At 62.8% G+C, this 18,825-nt stretch carries 20 protein-coding genes; 7 read left to right on the top strand and 13 right to left on the bottom strand.

The window, feature by feature from the left end; genetic code table 11:
• The first annotated feature begins 25 nt into the window (after nucleotides 1-25).
• On the top strand, nucleotides 26-595 hold the full coding sequence (locus DSOUD_RS17320) for a LemA family protein (RefSeq protein ID WP_053552175.1): 570 nt from the start codon (nucleotides 26-28) through the stop codon (nucleotides 593-595).
• An 81-nt stretch (nucleotides 596-676) separates the two neighbouring features.
• Here DSOUD_RS17320 and DSOUD_RS19105 read toward each other — a convergent pair whose 3' ends face one another.
• Nucleotides 677-964 carry a HesB/IscA family protein gene (locus tag DSOUD_RS19105; protein ID WP_341475713.1) on the bottom strand — a complete coding sequence of 96 codons (288 nt, stop codon included), beginning with the start codon at nucleotides 962-964 and terminating at the stop codon, nucleotides 677-679.
• A gap of 78 nt (nucleotides 965-1,042) precedes the next feature.
• On the bottom strand, nucleotides 1,043-1,720 hold the full coding sequence (locus tag DSOUD_RS17325; RefSeq protein WP_053552176.1) for a YkgJ family cysteine cluster protein: 678 nt from the start codon (nucleotides 1,718-1,720) through the stop codon (nucleotides 1,043-1,045).
• Nucleotides 1,721-1,890: 170 nt separating this feature from the next.
• On the opposite strand from DSOUD_RS17325, the gene DSOUD_RS17330 reads away from it, so the two are divergent.
• From DSOUD_RS17330 to DSOUD_RS17340, 3 genes are all read left to right on the top strand, one after another.
• Nucleotides 1,891-2,124 carry a hypothetical protein gene (locus DSOUD_RS17330; RefSeq protein WP_053552177.1) on the top strand — a complete coding sequence of 78 codons (234 nt, stop codon included), beginning with the start codon at nucleotides 1,891-1,893 and terminating at the stop codon, nucleotides 2,122-2,124.
• 74 nt (nucleotides 2,125-2,198) lie between these two features.
• Nucleotides 2,199-2,681, top strand: a complete 483-nt coding sequence (locus tag DSOUD_RS17335; protein WP_053552178.1) for a permease — start codon at nucleotides 2,199-2,201, stop codon at nucleotides 2,679-2,681.
• A complete protein-coding gene (locus DSOUD_RS17340; protein ID WP_053552179.1) occupies nucleotides 2,678-3,208 on the top strand; it encodes a permease in 531 nt (176 codons plus the stop codon). Before DSOUD_RS17335 ends, DSOUD_RS17340 begins: the two co-directional genes overlap by 4 nt.
• 12 nt (nucleotides 3,209-3,220) lie before the next feature.
• Here the strand turns inward: DSOUD_RS17340 and DSOUD_RS17345 are convergent, their stop codons facing one another.
• From DSOUD_RS17345 to DSOUD_RS17365, 5 genes are all read right to left on the bottom strand, one after another.
• Nucleotides 3,221-4,105 carry an ATP-binding protein gene (locus DSOUD_RS17345; protein WP_053552444.1) on the bottom strand — a complete coding sequence of 295 codons (885 nt, stop codon included), beginning with the start codon at nucleotides 4,103-4,105 and terminating at the stop codon, nucleotides 3,221-3,223.
• 105 nt (nucleotides 4,106-4,210) lie between these two features.
• Nucleotides 4,211-5,083 carry a response regulator gene (locus DSOUD_RS17350; protein WP_053552180.1) on the bottom strand — a complete coding sequence of 291 codons (873 nt, stop codon included), beginning with the start codon at nucleotides 5,081-5,083 and terminating at the stop codon, nucleotides 4,211-4,213.
• Between the two features lie 138 nt (nucleotides 5,084-5,221).
• Nucleotides 5,222-7,732, bottom strand: coding sequence for a glycogen/starch/alpha-glucan phosphorylase (locus tag DSOUD_RS17355; RefSeq protein WP_053552181.1), 2,511 nt, complete (start codon nucleotides 7,730-7,732; stop codon nucleotides 5,222-5,224).
• Between the two features lie 603 nt (nucleotides 7,733-8,335).
• Nucleotides 8,336-9,451: an IS110 family RNA-guided transposase gene (locus tag DSOUD_RS17360; protein WP_053550358.1), complete on the bottom strand. Its 1,116-nt coding sequence runs from the start codon at nucleotides 9,449-9,451 to the stop codon at nucleotides 8,336-8,338.
• Nucleotides 9,452-9,559: 108 nt separating this feature from the next.
• Nucleotides 9,560-11,155 carry a DUF445 family protein gene (locus tag DSOUD_RS17365; RefSeq protein ID WP_053552182.1) on the bottom strand — a complete coding sequence of 532 codons (1,596 nt, stop codon included), beginning with the start codon at nucleotides 11,153-11,155 and terminating at the stop codon, nucleotides 9,560-9,562.
• A 194-nt stretch (nucleotides 11,156-11,349) separates the two neighbouring features.
• On the opposite strand from DSOUD_RS17365, the gene DSOUD_RS17370 reads away from it, so the two are divergent.
• Both DSOUD_RS17370 and DSOUD_RS17375 read left to right on the top strand, forming a co-directional pair.
• A complete protein-coding gene (locus tag DSOUD_RS17370) occupies nucleotides 11,350-11,817 on the top strand; it encodes a GNAT family N-acetyltransferase (RefSeq protein ID WP_053552445.1) in 468 nt (155 codons plus the stop codon).
• Complete coding sequence (locus DSOUD_RS17375; protein ID WP_053552183.1) at nucleotides 11,814-12,986, top strand: M20 family metallopeptidase; 1,173 nt, start codon at nucleotides 11,814-11,816, stop codon at nucleotides 12,984-12,986. The genes DSOUD_RS17370 and DSOUD_RS17375 overlap by 4 nt, the downstream gene beginning before the upstream one ends.
• Here the strand turns inward: DSOUD_RS17375 and DSOUD_RS17380 are convergent.
• Nucleotides 12,964-13,962: a sugar nucleotidyltransferase gene (locus DSOUD_RS17380; protein WP_053552184.1), complete on the bottom strand. Its 999-nt coding sequence runs from the start codon at nucleotides 13,960-13,962 to the stop codon at nucleotides 12,964-12,966. The two genes, DSOUD_RS17375 and DSOUD_RS17380, sit on opposite strands and share 23 nt — an antisense overlap.
• Before the next feature lie 143 nt (nucleotides 13,963-14,105).
• On the opposite strand from DSOUD_RS17380, the gene hslO reads away from it, so the two are divergent.
• Nucleotides 14,106-14,972: an Hsp33 family molecular chaperone HslO gene (hslO, locus tag DSOUD_RS17385; protein ID WP_053552185.1), complete on the top strand. Its 867-nt coding sequence runs from the start codon at nucleotides 14,106-14,108 to the stop codon at nucleotides 14,970-14,972.
• Here hslO and DSOUD_RS17390 read toward each other — a convergent pair.
• Genes DSOUD_RS17390 through rimO form a run of 5 tightly spaced genes read right to left on the bottom strand, consistent with a single transcriptional unit; the run spans nucleotide 14,930 to nucleotide 18,785 of the window.
• Complete coding sequence (locus DSOUD_RS17390) at nucleotides 14,930-15,421, bottom strand: hypothetical protein (RefSeq protein WP_053552186.1); 492 nt, start codon at nucleotides 15,419-15,421, stop codon at nucleotides 14,930-14,932. The two genes, hslO and DSOUD_RS17390, sit on opposite strands and share 43 nt — an antisense overlap.
• Nucleotides 15,418-16,032, bottom strand: a complete 615-nt coding sequence (locus DSOUD_RS17395) for a Gx transporter family protein (protein WP_082351363.1) — start codon at nucleotides 16,030-16,032, stop codon at nucleotides 15,418-15,420. Before DSOUD_RS17395 ends, DSOUD_RS17390 begins: the two co-directional genes overlap by 4 nt.
• Nucleotides 16,004-16,396, bottom strand: coding sequence for a NusG domain II-containing protein (locus DSOUD_RS17400; RefSeq protein WP_053552187.1), 393 nt, complete (start codon nucleotides 16,394-16,396; stop codon nucleotides 16,004-16,006). Before DSOUD_RS17400 ends, DSOUD_RS17395 begins: the two co-directional genes overlap by 29 nt.
• Nucleotides 16,387-17,430 (bottom strand): FAD:protein FMN transferase, encoded by a 1,044-nt coding sequence (locus DSOUD_RS17405; protein ID WP_053552188.1) that lies wholly within the window; start codon nucleotides 17,428-17,430, stop codon nucleotides 16,387-16,389. Before DSOUD_RS17405 ends, DSOUD_RS17400 begins: the two co-directional genes overlap by 10 nt.
• A complete protein-coding gene (gene rimO, locus DSOUD_RS17410; protein WP_053552189.1) occupies nucleotides 17,427-18,785 on the bottom strand; it encodes a 30S ribosomal protein S12 methylthiotransferase RimO in 1,359 nt (452 codons plus the stop codon). The genes DSOUD_RS17405 and rimO overlap by 4 nt, the downstream gene beginning before the upstream one ends.
• Between the last annotated feature and the right edge of the window lie 40 nt (nucleotides 18,786-18,825).

The raw sequence follows: 18,825 nt of genomic DNA on the forward strand, positions 1-18,825 counted from the left end.
GACTTTATCACCAAGGAGGTCAAACATGATCGGCTGGATCGTTTTGGCAGGACTGCTTCTGGCTCTGCTGGTGCTCATCACCTACGGCGTCACCATCTACAACGGCCTGGTGCAGCTGCGCAACAACGTGGCCCGGGACTGGAGCAACATCGACGTCCTTCTCAAGCAGCGTTTCGACGAACTCCCCAAGCTGGTCAAGGTCTGCGAAGGGTACATGCAGCATGAGAGGGAAACCCTCGAGGCGGTGATCAAGGCCCGTTCCATGGTTAACAACGCCACGAGCGAAAGCGAAAAGCTGCAGGGGCAAAACGCCATCACCGAGACCCTCAAGTCTCTCTTCATGGTGGTCGAGCGCTACCCCGAGCTCAAGGCCGACGCCGCCTTCATGCGTCTGAGCCTGCGGATCTCCGAACTCGAGGACATGATCGCCGACCGCCGCGAGTTCTACAACGATGCGGTCAATATTTACAACATCCGCATCGAGCAGTTTCCCGACGTCCTGATCGCCAACCAGTTCCGTTTCAACGGCCGGGAGTTGTGGAAGATCGACGCCGCTCACCGCCAGGATGTCGCTGTCGGTTTTCAACGCGCCTGATCTTTGATCGAGGAGTCAGTAAAAAAAGGGGCCGGTTTTGCTAAGCAAAACCGGCCCCTTTGCATTTGGCGATCCGCCCCCTCAGCAACCGGCGGCGCCGGAGGCCCTGCGGATGACAAATCCTTTTCCCAGCCGGGAGTCGACGTAATCGACCACCTGCTCGGCGGTGTAGGGGGCGACCTCCTCGGCGATCAGGATCTCGAGACCGCCCAGGTTAACCGTTTTTTCCTTGTCGTTTGGCTCATCCAGAGCCAGGCCCAGTTTGGGCCCCCCTCAGCCAAACCCCTCGAAGACGAGGCGCAGTTTCTTCCCGGGGTTTTCTCCGAGAAGGATCTGCAGCTTCTCCCTGGCGGAATCGGTAATTTTCATGCGCGGCTCCCCTCTGGCCCAAGGCCCGGACGTCCACCAATGGACATCGTGAATTTTATATATAGAGAACCTCTGTTGTCAACGGCTAATTCCTCCCGGAAGGAGAGGGAGGTCGGCGGCGGTCAGGGAGGGAAAATCGATGAGGAGGGCGGTGGGAATAAAGGTGTCGAGTTCTCTGCGGCGTTGGCCGAAGCGTCGGGCGGTGAATTCGCCGAAGAGGGCCATCTCCTCCTCGAAGGCGCGCCGGAACTCCCAGCGCAAGGGAGTCAGGGTCAGGGGGCTCTCGCCGCCGGTGAAGTTGCGGGTGCACCAGAGGTCGGAGAAGGACTCGCCGCTGCCGTCGATGTTGGGGAGGCCGTGGAGGCGGCAGGTCATGGGGCGAAAGGCATAGATCAGGCAGGAGCCGTCGCCGTCGAGGAGGGGGCAGGGAGTCTCGTCCTCCTCGGGCATCTCCGTCCACTCTTCGTCGGCCATGGCGTTGAGCAGGTAGGGATGAGCAAACTCGGGCCAGCGGCCCTGCAGTTCGGCGAGGCGCGCTTCGGCCTTCTTCAGAACCGGGGAGCGCAGGGCGGCGGGAAGGCGGTCGAATCCGCTCTTGAGGAGGGCGCCATCGAGGAGGGTGATGTCGAATAGCCCGCGGCAGCAGCCGGTGCAGCCCCGGGCGCAGGCCATGCGGTCGCTGTAGAGAGCCTGGGCGCCGGCAAACCAGGCGTCGATCGACTCCAGAAGAAGGCGGTAGCGGACAAGCAAATCCATGAATACTCCCGGGAAAACAGGTTTCAGGCCCCTATTGTCCCACGACGAGCCATCGGCAGTAAAGGTGTCCCTTGCCAGAAGGGAGAAATGGAATAAAATTGAAGCAGGTTCGGCAGAGCCGGCCACAGGGACCGGCGCAAGCCAGCCCCCATTTTTCCAAGGAGACCCCCATGACCGACCGCCAGCACCAGGAAGACGTCGTCACCCGCCTGATTCGTTACTGCCATCTCGGTCCGGACCATGCGGAGAAGTTGTTTAATACACTGATTGCCGAACGTCGCGACCGCATCGAGCTCAGCGGCGAGGAAATCGAACTGACCCGGGAGGAAATCGGCGAGTTCGTGGCCCGCTACAGCGCCGAGGTCGAGCCGACCCTCTGGGAATCGAAGCGCCGCAAGCGCTAGCCGGCATAAAAATCCCTTTCCCCCGGCCCGGGCGCAGGCTAAGATGGCGCATCCCCCGCCATGGAGCCTCCCCTGTGACCAACGTCGGCCTGACCTACCTCCTTTTGATCGTCATCACCTACGGCGTCCTCTTCAGAATCTCCCCGGGCCGTACCCGACAGAGCCTGGCCGTCGCCGGCCAATCCCTGGGGCGGCTCTTCCCTCTTCTCATTGCCGTCTTCGCCCTCATCGGCCTCTTCCAGGTCTACCTCCCCCCCGAAGCGATCCAGCAGCGCCTCGGCGCCGCCTCGGGCTGGAGTGCCCTGGTGAGCGGCGGCCTCCTCGGCGCGGTGGCCATCGGCCCACCCGTGGCCGCCTTCCCCCTGGCGGGGTCGCTCCTGGCGGCCGGGGCCTGGCCGCCGGCCATTGCCGCCTTCATCGTCTCCTGGGTCTCCGTGGGAGTCATTTCCCTGCCGGTGGAGGCCGAAGTCTTCGGGCTCCGCTTCGCCCTGGCGCGCAACGGCATCGCCTTTCTCGCCGCCCTCCTGATCGGACTGCTGGTCGGGGTGGTGGCATGAAGCTGAAGGGAACCCTCTGGACGCTGCTACGCAGCCAGTGGCTTCTGTTGCTGGCCATCGTCCTCTACGGCTGGGCCTTTTCCGTCACCCCCGATCGGGCCCTCGAGGCCCTGACGGTGGCCGGCACCTCCTTTTCCTCGGTGCTGCTGCTCATCGTGGCCGTCATGGGGCTCGTCGGAGTGATCCAGGTCTGGATCAGCCGCGATCTGATTTCCCGCCTCCTCGGTCGCCAAGGGGGTTTTCGCGCCTTTTTCATCGCCGCCGCCTGCGGCACCGTCCTCATCGGCCCGGCCTACATCATATTTCCGCTGCTGATGAGCATCCGCGCCCAGGGGGCGCGCTGGGGAGTGATCGTCACGGTCCTGGCCGCCTACGCGGTAAAAATCCCCATGATTCCCCTGGAGGTCCAGTACCTCGGCTGGGGCTTCTCCCTCACACGCTCTCTCCTCACCATCCTCTTTGCCATCCCCATCGGCCTTGCCGTCGAAGCCATCATGGAACGCCCCGCCGCCATCCGCCCCCCCTGAGGTCCCTTTTTTTCAGTCTCCGAGCAGAGTCTGCCCCACCCAGTGACTGGCGAACTGCAGAGCGGTTCGGCCGCAGCGTTTGCTCTTGTCGTGGGACCAGGCAATCGCCTCGAGGCTGAGCTCCTCGGTCCAGGGGATGATCGCGCCCTGTCGGCGACCGAGCGTTTCGATGCACTGCCGTACGACCCGCAGATAATGCTCCTGGGAGAAGGCGTGAAAAGGGACCCAGAGGCCGAAGCGGTCGGAGAGGGAAATCTTTTCCTCGATCCCCTCGCCATGGTGTATCTCGTTGTTGACCATCTTGGCACCGAGGTTGTCGGTGGGATATTCGGGGAGGAGATGGCGACGGTTGGAGGTGACGTAGATGAGGACGTTGTCCGGCGCCGCGTAGACCGAGCCGTCGAGAGCGCTCTTAAGCATCTTGTAACCGAGTTCCCCCGGCTCGAAGGAGAGATCGTCGCACAGCAGAATGAAACGGTAGGGCTGCGCCGCAACGGCGGCGAAGATATCGGGGAGATGCACAAGATCGTTCTTGTCGACCTGGATGACCCGCAGGCCCCGCGCCGCATAGGCGTTGAGAATGGCCCGCACCAGAGAGGATTTGCCGGTGCCGCGGGTCCCCCAGAGAAGGACATTGTTGGCGGGGAGCCCGGCGAGGAACTGCCGGGTGTTGTTCTCGACGAGGCGCTTCTGTTCATCGATACCGAGAAGTTCGTCGAGGGTGGTGGCGCTCACTGCAGGAATTGGCTCGAGCGTGCCGGTAAAGGAGTGACGCCGCAAGTTGGCGGCATAACAGGTCCCCCAGTCGATTCTGGGGACAGGACGGGGAAGGAGCTGCTCGAGGGATGTCAGCACCCTTTCCATCTGGCCGATCAATTCCGGTTTCAGATTCACGATAGACCTCCGCTTGCAGGGGATCATTCCCCGGTGAGGCTCCATCTTAAACGGCATTGGAGGCGTCCGGCAAGGATTGGTGCGAGCGGCACCCCTGAGGGGAGGAAATCAGTGGCAGGTGCGGCGGCGGTGGGCGATGTCGTCGACCGCCCGGCGGATGCTCAGAATGGAGGCGGGTTTGTTGAGGCGGGAAACGGCGGTGGTGCGGAAAAAGTCCTGGTGTTCTCCCTGAACGATCCCGGTGAAGAAGAGGAAACGCTCACCGATATCCGGTTCGACGAGCAGGGCCTGGAGGTAGAATTCGATGCCGCTCATCAGGGGCATCTTCACGTCGGAGAGGATCACGTCGAAGTACCCCCCCTTGACCTTCTCCAGACCCTCCTCCCCGTTGGCCGCCGTCTCCACATGCCCGAGACGGGAGAGGGTTTGCTGCAGCAGGCGATTGGCCGCGGGATCGTCCTCGACCACAAGAATCCGGGTCTGCCACAGGGGAGAGATCCGCTGCAGCTGCGCCAGGGGCTTCCCCCCGTCGGGGAGGTTGGCGAGAAAACGTTCGATCCCCCTCTTGTGCCGATCGATCTCGGCGACGGTGCGCTGGAATTCCCGGCCGCCCCCCTTTATCGCCTCCATGACGTAGAGAAAAAGGTCGTTCCATTCGGAAAATTCCACCTCGACCATCAGCTCGAGTACCCGGCTGCGGTCGAGCCGTCCCCGGTTCAGCTCCTCCAGGGCCGTCGTCAGACGCCCCTCCACCCGTCGACGGGTCATCTGGTCGATGGCGACGGCGGGATGGGCCAACCCCCTTTCACCGCGGGCAATCTCGGCCTTTTGCAGCAGACGGCGGTGCCCCTCTTCCTCCTCGGCCATGTCGGCGAAAAATTTCGCCAGCACCGGGTCGGCCTGAAAACGTTGCGAGGCGCCCGAGTAAAATTTGGCTGCCGTCTCCTCGACACCGGAGACCCACTGCACGAGATCGGTCATCTTCCCCGCCGCCTCCCTTGCCGCTGCACCCAAAACCGGCGGCGGCTCCTGCTGCAAAGAATTAATCGCACATGATTAAAAGAGTGCCACAAAAAAGTCCGATTGCAAGCGCTGCAGCAGGGCGGTTCCCTCTTCTTCCTACCCCCCGGGCTCCAGGACCGGGACCGGCGCCAGCTGCCAGATCTCCCCGGCGTACTGACGCATCGTTCTGTCGGTGGAAAACTTGCCGCTGGCGGCGGTGTTCAAAATACTCATCCTTGTCCATTCCTCCGGATCCCTGTAGGCCGTCGCGGCGCGGCGCTGGGCCTCGGCGTAGGAGGCGAAATCCCCCAGGACGAGCCAGGGGTCGCCGGGGCTGAGGAGGGCCCGGACGACGGAATCGAAGATTCCCGGTTCGAACTGGTTGAAATGGCCGCTTTCAAGGAGCTGCATCACCCGGGCCAGATCGGGATCGGCGGCGATGATCGCTGCCGGATCGTAATGGGCGCGGGTGTCCGCCACCTCCTCGGCGGTAAGGCCGAAAAGGAAGAAGTTTTCGTCGCCGACCTCCTCGCGGATCTCGATATTGGCGCCGTCGAGGGTGCCGATGGTCAGGGCGCCGTTCATCATGAACTTCATGTTTCCGGTCCCCGAGGCCTCCTTCCCGGCGGTGGAAATCTGCTCGGAGAGATCGGTCCCCGGACAGATGACCTCCATGGCTGAAACCCGGTAATTGGGGAAGAAGGCCATCTTCAGCAGCCCCGCGGCCGCCGGCTCGGCATTCACCACACGGGACACGTTGCTGGCCAGCTTGATGATGCTCTTGGCCATGACGTAGCCGGGCGCCGCCTTCCCGCCGAGAAGGACGCAGCGCGGCGTCCAGCCGGCGGTCTCCCCCCGCTTGATCCGGTCGTAGAGATGAATGACGTGGAGGATATTGAGCAGCTGCCTCTTGTATTCGTGGATGCGCTTGACCTGGACGTCGAAGAGGGCCGCCGGATCAAAGGAGACGCCGCATTCCCTTTCAACGAGGGCCGCAAGTCGCTCCTTGTTCACCCTCTTGACCTTCTGCCAGCGCTCCCTGAATCCCCGGTCCCCGGCATGGGCCTCGAGACGGCGCAACTCTTCGAGGTCGGCAACCCACCCTTCGCCGATCGTTTCGTTGAGCAGCCCCCGCAGTCCAGGATTGCACCAGGCGAGCCAGCGGCGAGGGGTGACGCCGTTGGTCTTGTTGTTGAATTTCTCCGGCCACAGCTCGAAGAAATCCCGGAACAGCCCTTCCTGCAGGAGGCGGGAGTGGAGAGCGGCGACGCCGTTGACGGAAAAGGAGCCGACGATGGCCAGGTAGGCCATGCGCACCTTCGGCTCGTCCCCCTCCTCGATGAGAGACATGCGCCGCTGGCGCTCCCTGTCCCCGGGCCAGCGTCGGGCGACCTCCTCGAGAAAGCGGGCATTGATTTCGTAGATGATCTCCAGCAGCCGCGGCAGAAATTGGCGGAAGATGCGCACCGGCCATTTCTCCAGGGCCTCGGGGAGGAGGGTGTGGTTGGTGTAGGCCATGGTCCGGCGGACGATCTCCCAGGCTTCGTCCCAGGAAAGGGCGTGCTCGTCCATCAGCAAACGGATCAGTTCCGGGACGCAGCAGCTCGGATGGGTGTCGTTGAGCTGGAAGACGTTCTTCTCGGCAAAGGTCGAGAAATCCCGACCGTGAGTGCCGATCCAGCGGGCGAGAACGTCCTGGAGACTGGCCGAAGCGAGAAAATACTGTTGATGGAGTCTGAGCTCCTTGCCGTTCTCGCTGGAATCGTTGGGGTAGAGGACGAGGGTGATCAACTCGGCGACGTTCTTGGCGGCGACCGATTCGGGATAAAAGCCGGCATTGAACTCGCCGAGGTCGAACTCGTCGGTGGCCGCCGCCTTCCACAGTCGCAGGGTGTTGACAGTGCCGTTCTGAAAGCCGGGCACCGGCAGATCATAGGGGACGGCGAGCACATCGCTGGTACCGACCCAGCGCCCCCGCAGGGCCCCGGCGTGGTCGCGGTAGAATTCACTGCGGCCGCCGAAATGGATGCGCTGGGTGTACTCGGGGCGCTCGATCTCCCAGGGGTTGCCGGCGCGCAGCCAGTGGTCCGGTTCCTCCACCTGGTGCCCGTCGACGATCTCCTGGCGGAACATCCCGTACTCGTAGCGGATCCCGTAGCCGGTGACCGGCAGCTGCAGAGTGGCGCAGCTGTCGAGAAAACAGGCGGCCAACCGACCGAGACCGCCGTTGCCGAGCCCGGCGTCCTGTTCGGCCTCGGCGAGATCCTCGAGTTCGAAGCCGAGACACTGCAGAGCCAGAGTCGTGGACTCTTCGAGGCCGAGGTTGAGGGTGGCGTTGCCGAGAGCGCGCCCCATGAGGAACTCGAGGGAGAGGTAGTAGGCGTGGCGGGAATCGACCCCCTCATAGGCGTAGCGGGTGTTCTTCCAGCGCTCCATCAGCCGGTTGCGCAGAATCAGCACCAGCGCCTGGTAGGCGTAGTGATTGGAGGTGCAGTGGCGGTCACGCCCCAGGTGATAGGTATAGTAACTGCGGAAATCGTCCACCAGACTGAGCACATCGGTGCCCAGCGGCGGAAGATCGGTGAGGGTGGCGCTCAGTTGATTCTTGTCCGGAGAATCGGCTGACATGGCGGCGTCCTTATCTTTGCACGGCGAGGGGAGAGGGATGCGGCAACAGGTGATTTCTTGAGTCTAGCGTCCAAATCCCCCCTGTCGAGTGGCGGAAGACACGGGCCAGTGTCCCGTTTGGTTAGTCCATTCAGATAATTCTGAGGCATTTTGGTCGCTGCCAAGGCGGGTCGACGCAGGCCTAGCCGGGCTTAAGCCGAGAAGACCCAACGCAGGGAGCGGCCAAAAGGACCAGAATTAATGGACGGAAGTAACCAATCGGGACACTGATATGGCTGACAGTTGTCAATAGAAGAAACGCTCACTGCCCAACTGATTTTCAGCGGTTTTTCGTGCGTTATGTTCCAGGGCACTTGCAGGGGCGGAACCTGTATTGCGACGGCTAATCAGACTGATATTCGCGGGTTGGGTACCGCCAGACTTGTCTTCGTCGCGGAGCTGCCTCTCTCTAGTAACGTGAGTTCGGCCAAGGCCTTATCCAATAGTGTCCTCGAGGGTTCTCCTGACCGCGGTTGCGCCCCTGTAACTGCCCTGGAATGTTAGTTTTGCTTCAATATGCTTTCTCCAACAGGTTTTTGAGGTGATTGAGTTGTTTGTGGTTTGTTATGCCATGGCCGGGATTTCAACTTCATGGGCTATTGCCCACATAAAAGCACAGAGTTCTCGAGCTATAGCCGTCACGATCACCTGTTTGGATTTACCCTTCGCCAGCATACGTTTGTAGCGGGCACATAATCGGAGTTGAGCTTTCCAGGAGATATCGCAAATTGCTTGCGACAGGCCTTCTTGTCGTCTGCGTAACTCCCGACTGACCCGGGCAGGAAGGCGGTAAGCCCAGGAGGCTTCCACCAGGACCCGGCGCACATGTCCATTGCCTGCTTTGGTAATTGAACCTCGTTTCGTTGTCTCGCCACTGGAATGTTCCGATGGAACCAGTCCGAGATAGGACATCAGTTCAACGGGGCTCTTAAAGCGCTTCAAATCTCCTATTTCAGCAACGGTTGTGGCTGCGACAATCAAGGAGACGCCTCGCAGGGATTGGTAGGCTTTAGCTACCGGAAACATCCGCCACTGGGGCAAGAGTTGTTGAATCTGCTCAGTCAGCCGCTCCACCCGCCGAGTGCTTTCAGTAAGCGCGCCGACATATTCCTGAAGGGTAATCTGCTGGGCCGGATGAGGCATTTTGATTCCAGCGATCCAGCGCATATGTGCCTGGCTCCAGGGGGTTCGTCCACTGAATCGGTGACCGTGTCGAAGAAGAAATGCCAGAATGTGCTGCTTGGCTTTTTTCTCCGACGCCTTGGCATCCTCCCTTGATCGGGTAAGGTCCCGCATGGCTTCATCTTCGGTAAGAGGCACAAAAACGGGAGACAGTTCACCGGCTCGATGCAGGCGGGCAAGCATTTGGGCATCCCGGCGGTCATTCTTAATACGGTCGCCGCTTTTCTTGGGGATCTTTGAGGGCGCTACCACCACACAATCGAACCCCTGAAATGTAAGGTGTCGGTAAACATCATAGCCACAAGGGCCAGCTTCGTAGACGAAATGGAGTTCGCAGCCTCTCGAAACCAGTTTCCTAACAACCTTGTCGAGAGCAACCAAACTCCCGTCAATTTTCCCATAGTGTCGAATTTCGCCGGTGCGACCCTCCTCGGCGATAGCGATCTCAATGGAGTTTTTGTGGACGTCCAACCCGATAAACATGCTAGACTTCTTCATGACCTGCCTCCTTGATTTTGGCTCTGTGTTGGGGTTCAAGAGCTTCCAACATAACCCACGTTTGCAAGGGGCAGGTCTTTTTTTGTCTCTAACTGTCAGCCATTATGTCTAGAACATCCCCAGCAGCAGCAGGTTGAGGAGGCCGATGAGGGCGCCGAGCAAGGCGCCGAAGATATTGATATATTTGAACTGCTCCTGCATGATTCCCATCAGCAGCCCCTCCACCTCGAGGATGTCGAGGGTATTGACCTTGTCCTCGACCATTCGCGCCACGTTGAGGGTCTCCACCAGCGGCGGAACTTCCTTTTTAAGGATCTCGCCGAGGAGGCGGCAGATCCCCTCCTCGAGCTCTTCCCGCACATCGGCGGGGAGGCGTGCCGCCAGCTTGCCGAGGGAAACGCTGAAAAGGTAGCGCTCGGTCTTTTCGGCGACCAGACGTTCCAGGGATTGACGGGCTTCGGGAGCGCGCAGGGTCGCCAGCAGCCGCTGGCAAAGGAAGGTGCGCACCCGATCCACCCCCCCCTCGGGGAGAGCCTTTGTCAGCAGCGAAGCAAAGGAGCGGTCCTTGACACCGCCGATCCCCCCCTCCACCAGGGCCAGCGCCGTCTCCACGGCCCGCCGCCCCTGCACCGCCGCCACCGCCCGCTCCCGCACGAAGCGCCGGACTCCGGCAACCTTCTCGTAGGGGACTTTCTCCAGATAGACGCTCAAGGGGCGGTCGAGAAGGGCGTCGATACGCTCGCGCAGCATCGCCGAGACCTGAGCCTGGGTCTTCTCCTCCCGCAGCCAGCGGGCGAGCTCGTCCCCGGCCTTGTCGAGAAATTCGGGAATTCGGCCGTAGATCTTGTCGATATTGATAAACCCCGCCAACAGCCCCGAGAGCCCCCCGAGGGAATCGAGAAAGGCCTCGATCCCCTCCTTCCCCTTCGCCACCAGGCGCTCGCGGAATTCGGGGTCGTAGAGCATGCCGCCGAATTTTTCCAGAAGGGGCGGGACCTCCTTCTCCAGCTGGGCGAGGATCACCTCCACCAGATCGGCGGGGAGCAGGGCGCGGATGGTTCGCTCGGAACTCAGCCATTGCTCGGTCCGGGCATCGACGAACCCGGCCACGGCCCGGGCGACCTCCGCGGAGCGGAGAAAGTCGCCGATGCGCCCCTCGAGATGCCCCCGCAGGGCTTCGTAGCGCTCAGGGGTGAGAAAGCTCTCCAGGTCCCGGGCCAGCAGCTCGTCCCCCTTGCGCTGCAGGTAACCCCGGAGCCGCTCCTCGAACTCGGGGCTGTCCATGTAAGTATAGAGCGCCTTGCAGACCTTCCAGCGCAGCAGATCGGTGAGTTCCCGGAAGCGGCCGCGGAATTCGGCGGGGACCAGGGAGGCCAGGGGGCCGAGTTCGCGGTCGAGGAAGCCGCCGAGCTTTTCGTCCACCGCCCCGCGCAATTCGCGGCGGAACCCCTCCTTCTCCAGGGTGCGGCCGACATCGTCGGACGTCAGCAGGTGGGAGCCGACCATGGCGCCCATCCGCACCGCCAGCTCGCCGCGCTTGGCCGGGATGATTCCCGGAGTCAGGGGGAGGCGCACCCCGAAGAGATGCCAGGGCTTGAGGGGGCGAAAGAGCATGCGGATGGCGATGTAGTTGGTCACGTAGCCGATGAAGGCGCCGAGGAGAGGGGGGAGGAGATAAGGGAGAAACTGTTCGATGGCGGTCATTGTTTCCCTGTCGTTTTTTCGGGTGGGGAGTCCAGGGGCCGCCGGGCGGCCAGTCCTCTAATATAGCTGCAATTGGTTCTTCGCACAATACACCGAATTTGCTATAGTAATTCTCAATGCCAACCCCTACGTTTTCGAGGTGAACCGTGTCCGACTTTCCATCCAGAGCCGATGAAAAACCGCAGATTCGCGAAATGACCATTGATGACTTCTCCGACGTCTTCCACATCGGCGAAGAAATCTTCACCGCCGAATTTTCCCAGAGCCTCTACCGCACCTGGGATGAATACGAGATCACCACCCTGTTCAACAGCGACAGCGAACTCTGCCTCGTCGCCGAGGGTGAGGACGGCTCCATCCTCGGGTTTGCCCTCGGCACCACGGTCACCAAGCACAACTCGCCGTGGAAATACGGGTATCTGGTCTGGCTCGGGGTGCGCAAGGGGCTGCAGAAGGGGCAGGTCGGCCAGCGGCTCTTCACCGAGATCCGCCGCCGCATGCAAGAGCAGGCGGTGCGCATGATCATCATCGACACCGCCGCCGACAACGAAGGGGCGATCCGCTTCTTTAAAAAACAGGGCTTCGACAACATCCAGGAGCATGTCTACATGACTCTCAATCTCTCGCGTCAGGCGCGACGGAAGACCGGGAAAAAGATATGAACCCCCTGCTCAAGGAGGTCTGGAGGGCCATCGACCCCGAACGGCTGCGCACGATGTTTCTGGAGATGCTCGACATCTATTCGCCTTCGGGAAAAGAGGAGGATCTGCAGCTCTACCTGGAAGAACACCTCACGGCCGCAGGTTTCGCCGTCACCCGGCAGGTGGTGGAAGAGGACCGCTACAACCTCGAAGTGACCATGGGGGAGGGGGAGCCCTGGCTCTACCTGGTGGGGCACGTCGATACCGTCGCCGCCTGGGATCTGGATGAATACGGACCGAAGGAGGAAGCCGGTATCATTGCCGGCCTCGGCAGCGCCGACATGAAGGGGGGGTGTGCGGCGATGGTCGAGGCCTTTGTCGCCCTGGCGACCGCCCTCCCCGCCGACCAGCGGCCGTCGGTTGGGCTGCTGCTGGTGGTGGGGGAAGAAGAAAACGGCGACGGCAGCGCCGCTTTTTTGCAGAAGCGCCGCCCTCCCTGGGTGGTGATCGGCGAACCGACCTCCCTTTCCGCCTGTTTCGCCCACTACGGCTATCTCGAGGCCGGATTCGTCACCCGCGGCTGGAGGATCCATTCCTCCTTGCCGGAACTGGGCCACAACGCCGTGGAGTCGATGCTGCGGGTCCTGCTGCACCTCGGCAAGGACCCCCTCTTCGACCGGGAGACCTCCGGTCTGGTCTATTCGATCCGCGAGCTGAGTTCGGCTCGGGCCGGCTTTGTCGTCCCCGACCGCTGCGAAGCCTGGATCGACCTGCACCTCCCGCCGGAAATGCAGCCGGGGGCCGTCCAGGAGGCGATCCGCCTGCGGGCCGGAGAGGGGAAAAACTTCATCGCCGATCTCAACCTCGAAGTCAGCTTCGATTTCGCCTCCCAGGGGTACCGCCTCGGGGAGGAAAACCCCATCGCCGGGGAACTGGACAGGATTTATCACAAACTGGGAATGCCCCTGCGCCTCGACGCCTTTCGTTCCCATTCGGACGGCAATCTTTTTTTCCAGGCCGGGGTGCGCCCTCTGATCCTCGGCCCCGGGTCCCTGGAAACCGCCCATACCGCCGACGAGCAGACCTCGCTGGCCGAGGTCGTCGCCGCCGCCAGGATCTACGCCGCCATCGCCCTCTGTCCGCCTCCGGACGGAGAGGGGGCGCTTTCTACGCCCCTTCCATCTCAATGAGCGAGTGATCTCCGATGTTCATTCGCTGCGGCGCTCCGATCAGGCGCACCGAATCGCCGAGAATCGTCGAATGCAGAACCAGGTCGCGCACTTCGCTGTCGACGTTGACAATCGAGTCGCGAATGATGCTCTCGGCGATAACGCACCCCGGAGCGATAGAGACGTTGGGGCCGAGAATGCAGTTTCTCACCTTCGCCCCGGCGGCGATGTGCACCGGTTCGACGAGAACGGTGTTGATCGCCTCCCCGTGCACGTGATGGCGCCCCCGCAGCAGATAGCGGTTAGTCTCGAGGAGGGTTTCCGGCTTGCCGCAGTCGAGCCAGGCGTCGATTTCCGGGGCCCGGAACCTGAGGCCGTCGCGGATCATGCGCATGAAGACCGGCGGCAGGTAATATTCCCCCTTCACCGTCTCCCCGGCGGCGATGGTGCGCTCGAGGTAATCCATGAAGCCCCGACCATCCTTGAGATAGTAGAGCCCGACCTGGGCCAGACGGGAGATGGGGGTGTCCGGTTTCTCCACCATGCCGGTGATGTAGCCGTCGTTGACGACATTGACCCCGAAACGCTGGTAGTCCTCCACCTCCTTGGAATAGATCAGCCCGTCGGCGTCGGCGCAGAGTCGGGGGATGGCCGTTAGATCGGCGACGAAAATGGTATCGTTGAAGACGACCAGAACATCGTCCCCCTTCTCAATGAACGGGGCGGCCAGAGCCACGGCGTGGGCCGGACCGAGGCGCTGCTTCTGCACCGTGTAGCGGCAGGGGATTTGCGGAAATTTCTCCTTCATGAAGCCTTCGATCTGGGCGCTGTTTTCGTCGGTGATGAAGATGTATTCGGACGCCACCAGGGGGGCAAGGCGGCCGATGATGTGCTCGAGGACGGTTTTGCCGGCGACGTGCACCAGCGATTTGGCCTTGGTATGGGTGTGGGGGCGCAGGCGGGTTCCCTTGCCGGCCACCGGCAAAATGATCTTCATGTTTCCTCCGGAGACGTTGCCAGGATTCTTGTTCGGGGACCCTTTTTTTAGTCGGTCCCGTTTTGCCGATATTTGATGATAACCATAAACCGCCGGACGGCAAGGGGTGCGTGCGCGACGGCGTTCCACCAGGGAGAGAAACCATGAGCGACCGCATGACCCGCATCATGACCGAGGACGGCTCACTGCGCGCCGTCGCCGCCGTCACCACCGATCTGGTCGAGGAGTGCCGGCGCCGCCAGGACACCGATCCCACCGCCACCGTCGCTCTCGGACGCCTGGCCACCGGAGCGGCCCTCATGGGGAGCCTCCTCAAGGGGGAGCAGCGCCTGGCACTGATGATCGAGGGGAACGGCCCCCTCAAGAAACTCCACGCCGAAACCGATGCCTGCGGACAGGTGCGCGCTTCGATCAAGGAACCCGTCAGCGCCCTGCCGCTGCGACAGGGGAAGTTCGACGTGGCCGCGGCCGTCGGCCGGGCCGGATTCCTTCACGTCATCAAGGATCTCGGTCTCAAGGAACCCTACCGCGGCATGGTGCAGCTGCAAAGCGGAGAGATTGCCGAGGATCTCGCCTACTATCTGACGACCTCCGAGCAGGTCCCCTCGACGGTGGGCCTCGGAGTCTATCTCGACCCCGAACTCGGCGTGGCGGTGGCGGGCGGTTTTCTCATCCAGCTCCTCCCCGGCGGGGACGAATCGCTGATCCCCCTCATAGAGGCGAATCTGGCGGCACTGCCGGCAACGACCGAGCTGCTGCGCCAGGGGGAGGGTCCGGTCGAGATCCTGCAGCGGATCTTTACCGGCATCCCCTTTTCCGTCAAGGACGAGATACCCTTGAGTTTCCGCTGCAACTGCAGCCGCGAGCAGGTCGCGGGGATGCTGCGGTCCCTGGGGGAGAAGGAACTGCGGGAGATGGCCGCCGGCAGCGAGGAGACTACGGTCACCTGCGAGTTCTGCAAGGAACGCTACGGCTTCACTCCGGAAGAAATTGCCGCGTTCATCCCCTGATCCCCCAGCAACGTCAGCTCCAGGGGGGGACCCTCCTCCGCAACCGCGACAAGTGTTACGAGCCCGGTCTGAACCCCTCGACCCTGCAGATAGCGTTCGAGCAGCTCCCGACGCTTTTCCGCCAGGGCGAGGTCGTAGGGGGGAGACTCCCCGCCGGCACTTCGCACCGTCCCCCGCCACCGACTCCGGGGCTCGGCGGCAATCAGGGCCGCCAGGGGATCGAGAAGAGCGGGGCCGCCGGGGAGGGGGAGGACGGCTCCCCGGGCGAAAAGAATTTCTCCCGGATAGCTCAGGGACAGCGGGTCGACGGAATCGATCCGAACACCGGGAAGCGCCGCGGCCGCCGCCGAAATAGCGGCGACGTCGAGAGGGACCGGAGCCGGAGGACCGGCCGGGACGCAGGCAAAGAGAGAGAAAAAAAGGAGAAGGGGGGCAGTGCGCAGGATCATGTCGGCGTCCTTTCGTTTTTTTCCGGAAGAGGGGGATTTCCGGTGCTCCTTTCGGTGGAGCCGCCGAAGGCCCGATGGCTGCGCAGCAGGTCGAGGAGGAGACTTGCGGCGATGCCGTTGGCGATGCCGGTACCGAGAGCGAAGAGAAAAAAGAGGGGAAAGAGATTGAGCAGCCCCGGGTGGCGTACCAGCAGGAGCCAGGCGACCAGCAGTTGACCGGCGGCGTGGCCGCAGGCTCCGAGCGCGGAGACTCCCACCGGGCCGATTCGTTGTCCGAACAGGGCTTTGGCTCCGACCATCAGGGCCGTCGCCAGGGTCCCTCCGGCCAGGGAAAGGAAGAATCCGGGAGAAAAAAGGGATCCCAGGACCAGGGACCCGACACCGATGCGGGTCAGGGTCAGACTCCAGGCGGCCCGCCCCCCGTAGAGGAAGAGAGCCGTCAGGGTCAGGATATTGGCGAATCCGAGGCGGAACCAGGGGGCCGGGGAAGGGAGGAGGGCTTCCAGGGTATGCAGGGCCACGGCCAGGGCGGCGAAGAGCCCGAGAAAGATCCGGCGCCGCATCCTTTCCAGCTCTTCGGCTTCAGCGACTGAGGAGATCAAAGTCCCCATCCCTTTTCTTTCCCCCCTCGATGCGCACCAGCAGATTGTTGGGGACGCAGGCGAGGAGCTCGCCGTGACGGGCGATCTCCCCCATCCCCATGCAGACCTTGTGGGGACAGGAGGCGGAGACAATGCAGGCGTGACCGCCGGCGATATTCAGAACCGTCTCTCCTCGCGGCCCGGAGAGGCGAAGAGTGCGCTCCTGCTCCAGGGGCGCCCGGTAAACGATCCGCCCCCCCTGCTCGACGATGACTAACTCCCCCCTCTCCCCCGGTCGCAACAGGAGAAGAGAGAGGAGGGCGGCGGAAAAGAGGGCCAGAACCAGGACCCGGTCGAGGAGCGTGGTCCGCCTCAGCAGGTCTGCTAGGGCCACGTCACGGCTCCCTGCAACCCGGGACTTACGTGCCGGGAACCGTCTGCGGCCACCAGAATCACCTCGGCTCCGGGGAATTTTTCAAGAAGCCTCAGTCCCCCCTCGGGACCGAGAACGAAGGCGGCGGTCGCCAGGGCGTCAGCCAGGGCCGCGCTCTCGGCCACCACCGTCACGCTCTGGCAGCGGCGGGACGGGTAACCGGTGGCCGGGTCGAAGAGGTGATGATATCGCACTCCCCCGACCTCGAAATACCGTTCGTAATCCCCCGAGGTCACCACCGCCGTCGGGCCGAGGGAAAGGGTGGCCAGGAGCCTGCCGTCCTCCCGGGGATGCTGGATGCCGATGCGCCAGGGGCGCCCATTTCGATCGCCGAGCAGACGGATGTCCCCTCCGGCATTGATCGCTGCGCTTTTTACCCCCGCTCTGCGCAGAACGGCCGCGGCCCGGTCGACGGCGTAGCCCTTGGCGATGCCGCCGAGATCAACGGCAAGGTCCGGGGAGCGCTTGACGATGGTCTGCCCATCCCGGATCAGGTCTCCGACCCCCGTCCCTTCGAGGGCAGCGTCAATTTCGGCGGACGTCGGAACCCGCGGCGCCTCTCCTTCGACCCCCCACAACTCCTTGAGGCGACCGAGGGCCATATCGAAGGCGCCGTCACTGGCTGCGGCGACCCTCTCCCCGAGGGCGACAACCTCCGCCGTCTCGGCCGAAACCTCGAGAGCGCTGAGCGCCCCCGAGAGCCTGGCGACATCGCTTGCCGGGTCGTGGGGGGTCATCAGCGCCTCGATGCGGGCCATTACGGCAAAGGCCTCATCGATGGCCGCCGACGCCTCCCCTGCCGTCTTTCCCAGAACGGTGATTTCCACCACCGTCCCCATGATGATGCGACTGCGGCTCAGGTCCTCCTCTCTTTTGCCGGTACAGCGCTGGGTGCAGAAGAGAGCGACCAGGACCAGGACGGCGAGGAGGAGAGGAGGGCGAAGGAACCACGCCGGGGTGCGCCTCGCCTCTTCCGGCGGCGGCGAGGGCTTCATGCCTCGCCGGCGGTTTCGTCCTGACAGATCTCGCCGATCAGGTCGTATTCGGAGGAATCAGTGATCCTCAAGGGGACGATGGCGCCGATTTCCGCCTGGCCGGCGGTGATGTAGACCTGGCCGTCGACGTCGGGAGCCTGGCGGATGCTTCGCCCCCGCAGCAGCAGATCGGTCTCTTCGCTGACCCCCTCCACCAGCACCGGCTCGATGCGTCCGACCAGGGCCCGGTTCTTGCGAAAGGAAACCCGGCTCTGGGCTTTCATCAGCTTCTGGTAACGGCTCTTTTTGACCCGCTCGGGAATCTGCTCCTCGAGAGCCGCCGCGGCGGTTCCCTCCTCCCGCGAATAGCGGAAGACGCCGACCCTCTCGAAATGCCCCTCGTTGACGAAGGAGAGGAGGGCGGCAAACTGCTCTTCGGTTTCGCCGGGAAAACCGACGATAAAGGAGGTGCGCAGGGTGACGTCGGGAATTCTCTGCCGCACCCGAGCAAGCAGGGCGCGGATCGTTTGTTCGTCGACCCGACGATTCATCTTCTTGAGGATGGTGTCGTCGATGTGCTGAAGCGGGATGTCGAGGTAGTTGCAGATCTTCTCTTCGCTGGCCATCAGCTCGATGAGCTCGGGACCGATGGCGTCGGGGTAGGCATAGAGGAGACGCAGCCATTGCAGATCCTCGATCTTCACCAGGGCGCGCAGGAGATCCTCGAGGGAGGCGCCGTCTTCCCGATCCCGACCGTAGGCGGTGATGTCCTGGGCGATCAGGTTGATCTCCTTCACCCCTTCCGCCGTCAGGGTCCGCACCTCGGAGACGAGGGAGTCGATGGACCGGGAGCGCAGAGTCCCGCGCAACTGGGGGATGATGCAGTAGGAGCAGTGGTTGGAGCAGCCGTCGGCGATCTTGACGTAGGTCGAATAGAAGGGGGACGACTTGACCCGGGGGGTGGTGTGGTCGTAGAGGAAGTCGGGGAGGCCGACCTCATGGCGGGGCGCCTGGCCGGGGACATGGGCATCGAGGAGTTCGACGATCCGCGCCGCGTCCCCCGTCCCCATGAAGAGATCGACCTCCGGCAGTTCGCGCAACAGCTCCTCGCGGTAGCGCTGCGGCAGACATCCCGAGACGACCAGGAGCCTGCAGCGCCCGGTCTTCTTGTAGTCGGCGACCTCGAGGATCGTCTCCACCGACTCCTCCTTGGCGTCCTGAATGAAGGAGCAGGTATTGACGATGATAATGTCGGCCTTCGATTCGTCGGTGATGATTTCGAAGCGGTCGGTGGGGAGATGGCCGAGCATGACTTCGGCATCGACCAGGTTTTTCGGGCAGCCCAGGCTGACCAGGCTGACTTTCTGCTTGTCCAAATTCGCGGTCCTCAGATGAAATCGCCTCGCAGCGGAGGCG

Origin of the sequence: Desulfuromonas soudanensis (assembly GCF_001278055.1) — a bacterium.
GTDB lineage: Bacteria > Desulfobacterota > Desulfuromonadia > Desulfuromonadales > WTL > Deferrimonas > Deferrimonas soudanensis.

Coding starts and splice junctions, on each gene's coding strand:
- DSOUD_RS17320 (WP_053552175.1), top strand. CDS start 26: ATGATCGGCTGGATCGTTTTGGCAGGACTGCTTCTGGCTCTGCTGGTG.
- DSOUD_RS17325 (WP_053552176.1), bottom strand. CDS start 1,720: ATGGATTTGCTTGTCCGCTACCGCCTTCTTCTGGAGTCGATCGACGCC.
- DSOUD_RS17330 (WP_053552177.1), top strand. CDS start 1,891: ATGACCGACCGCCAGCACCAGGAAGACGTCGTCACCCGCCTGATTCGT.
- DSOUD_RS17340 (WP_053552179.1), top strand. CDS start 2,678: ATGAAGCTGAAGGGAACCCTCTGGACGCTGCTACGCAGCCAGTGGCTT.
- DSOUD_RS17350 (WP_053552180.1), bottom strand. CDS start 5,083: ATGACCGATCTCGTGCAGTGGGTCTCCGGTGTCGAGGAGACGGCAGCC.
- DSOUD_RS17355 (WP_053552181.1), bottom strand. CDS start 7,732: ATGTCAGCCGATTCTCCGGACAAGAATCAACTGAGCGCCACCCTCACC.
- DSOUD_RS17360 (WP_053550358.1), bottom strand. CDS start 9,451: ATGAAGAAGTCTAGCATGTTTATCGGGTTGGACGTCCACAAAAACTCC.
- DSOUD_RS17365 (WP_053552182.1), bottom strand. CDS start 11,155: ATGACCGCCATCGAACAGTTTCTCCCTTATCTCCTCCCCCCTCTCCTC.
- DSOUD_RS17370 (WP_053552445.1), top strand. CDS start 11,350: ATGACCATTGATGACTTCTCCGACGTCTTCCACATCGGCGAAGAAATC.
- DSOUD_RS17375 (WP_053552183.1), top strand. CDS start 11,814: ATGAACCCCCTGCTCAAGGAGGTCTGGAGGGCCATCGACCCCGAACGG.
- DSOUD_RS17380 (WP_053552184.1), bottom strand. CDS start 13,962: ATGAAGATCATTTTGCCGGTGGCCGGCAAGGGAACCCGCCTGCGCCCC.
- hslO (WP_053552185.1), top strand. CDS start 14,106: ATGAGCGACCGCATGACCCGCATCATGACCGAGGACGGCTCACTGCGC.
- DSOUD_RS17390 (WP_053552186.1), bottom strand. CDS start 15,421: ATGATCCTGCGCACTGCCCCCCTTCTCCTTTTTTTCTCTCTCTTTGCC.
- DSOUD_RS17395 (WP_082351363.1), bottom strand. CDS start 16,032: ATGGGGACTTTGATCTCCTCAGTCGCTGAAGCCGAAGAGCTGGAAAGG.
- DSOUD_RS17405 (WP_053552188.1), bottom strand. CDS start 17,430: ATGAAGCCCTCGCCGCCGCCGGAAGAGGCGAGGCGCACCCCGGCGTGG.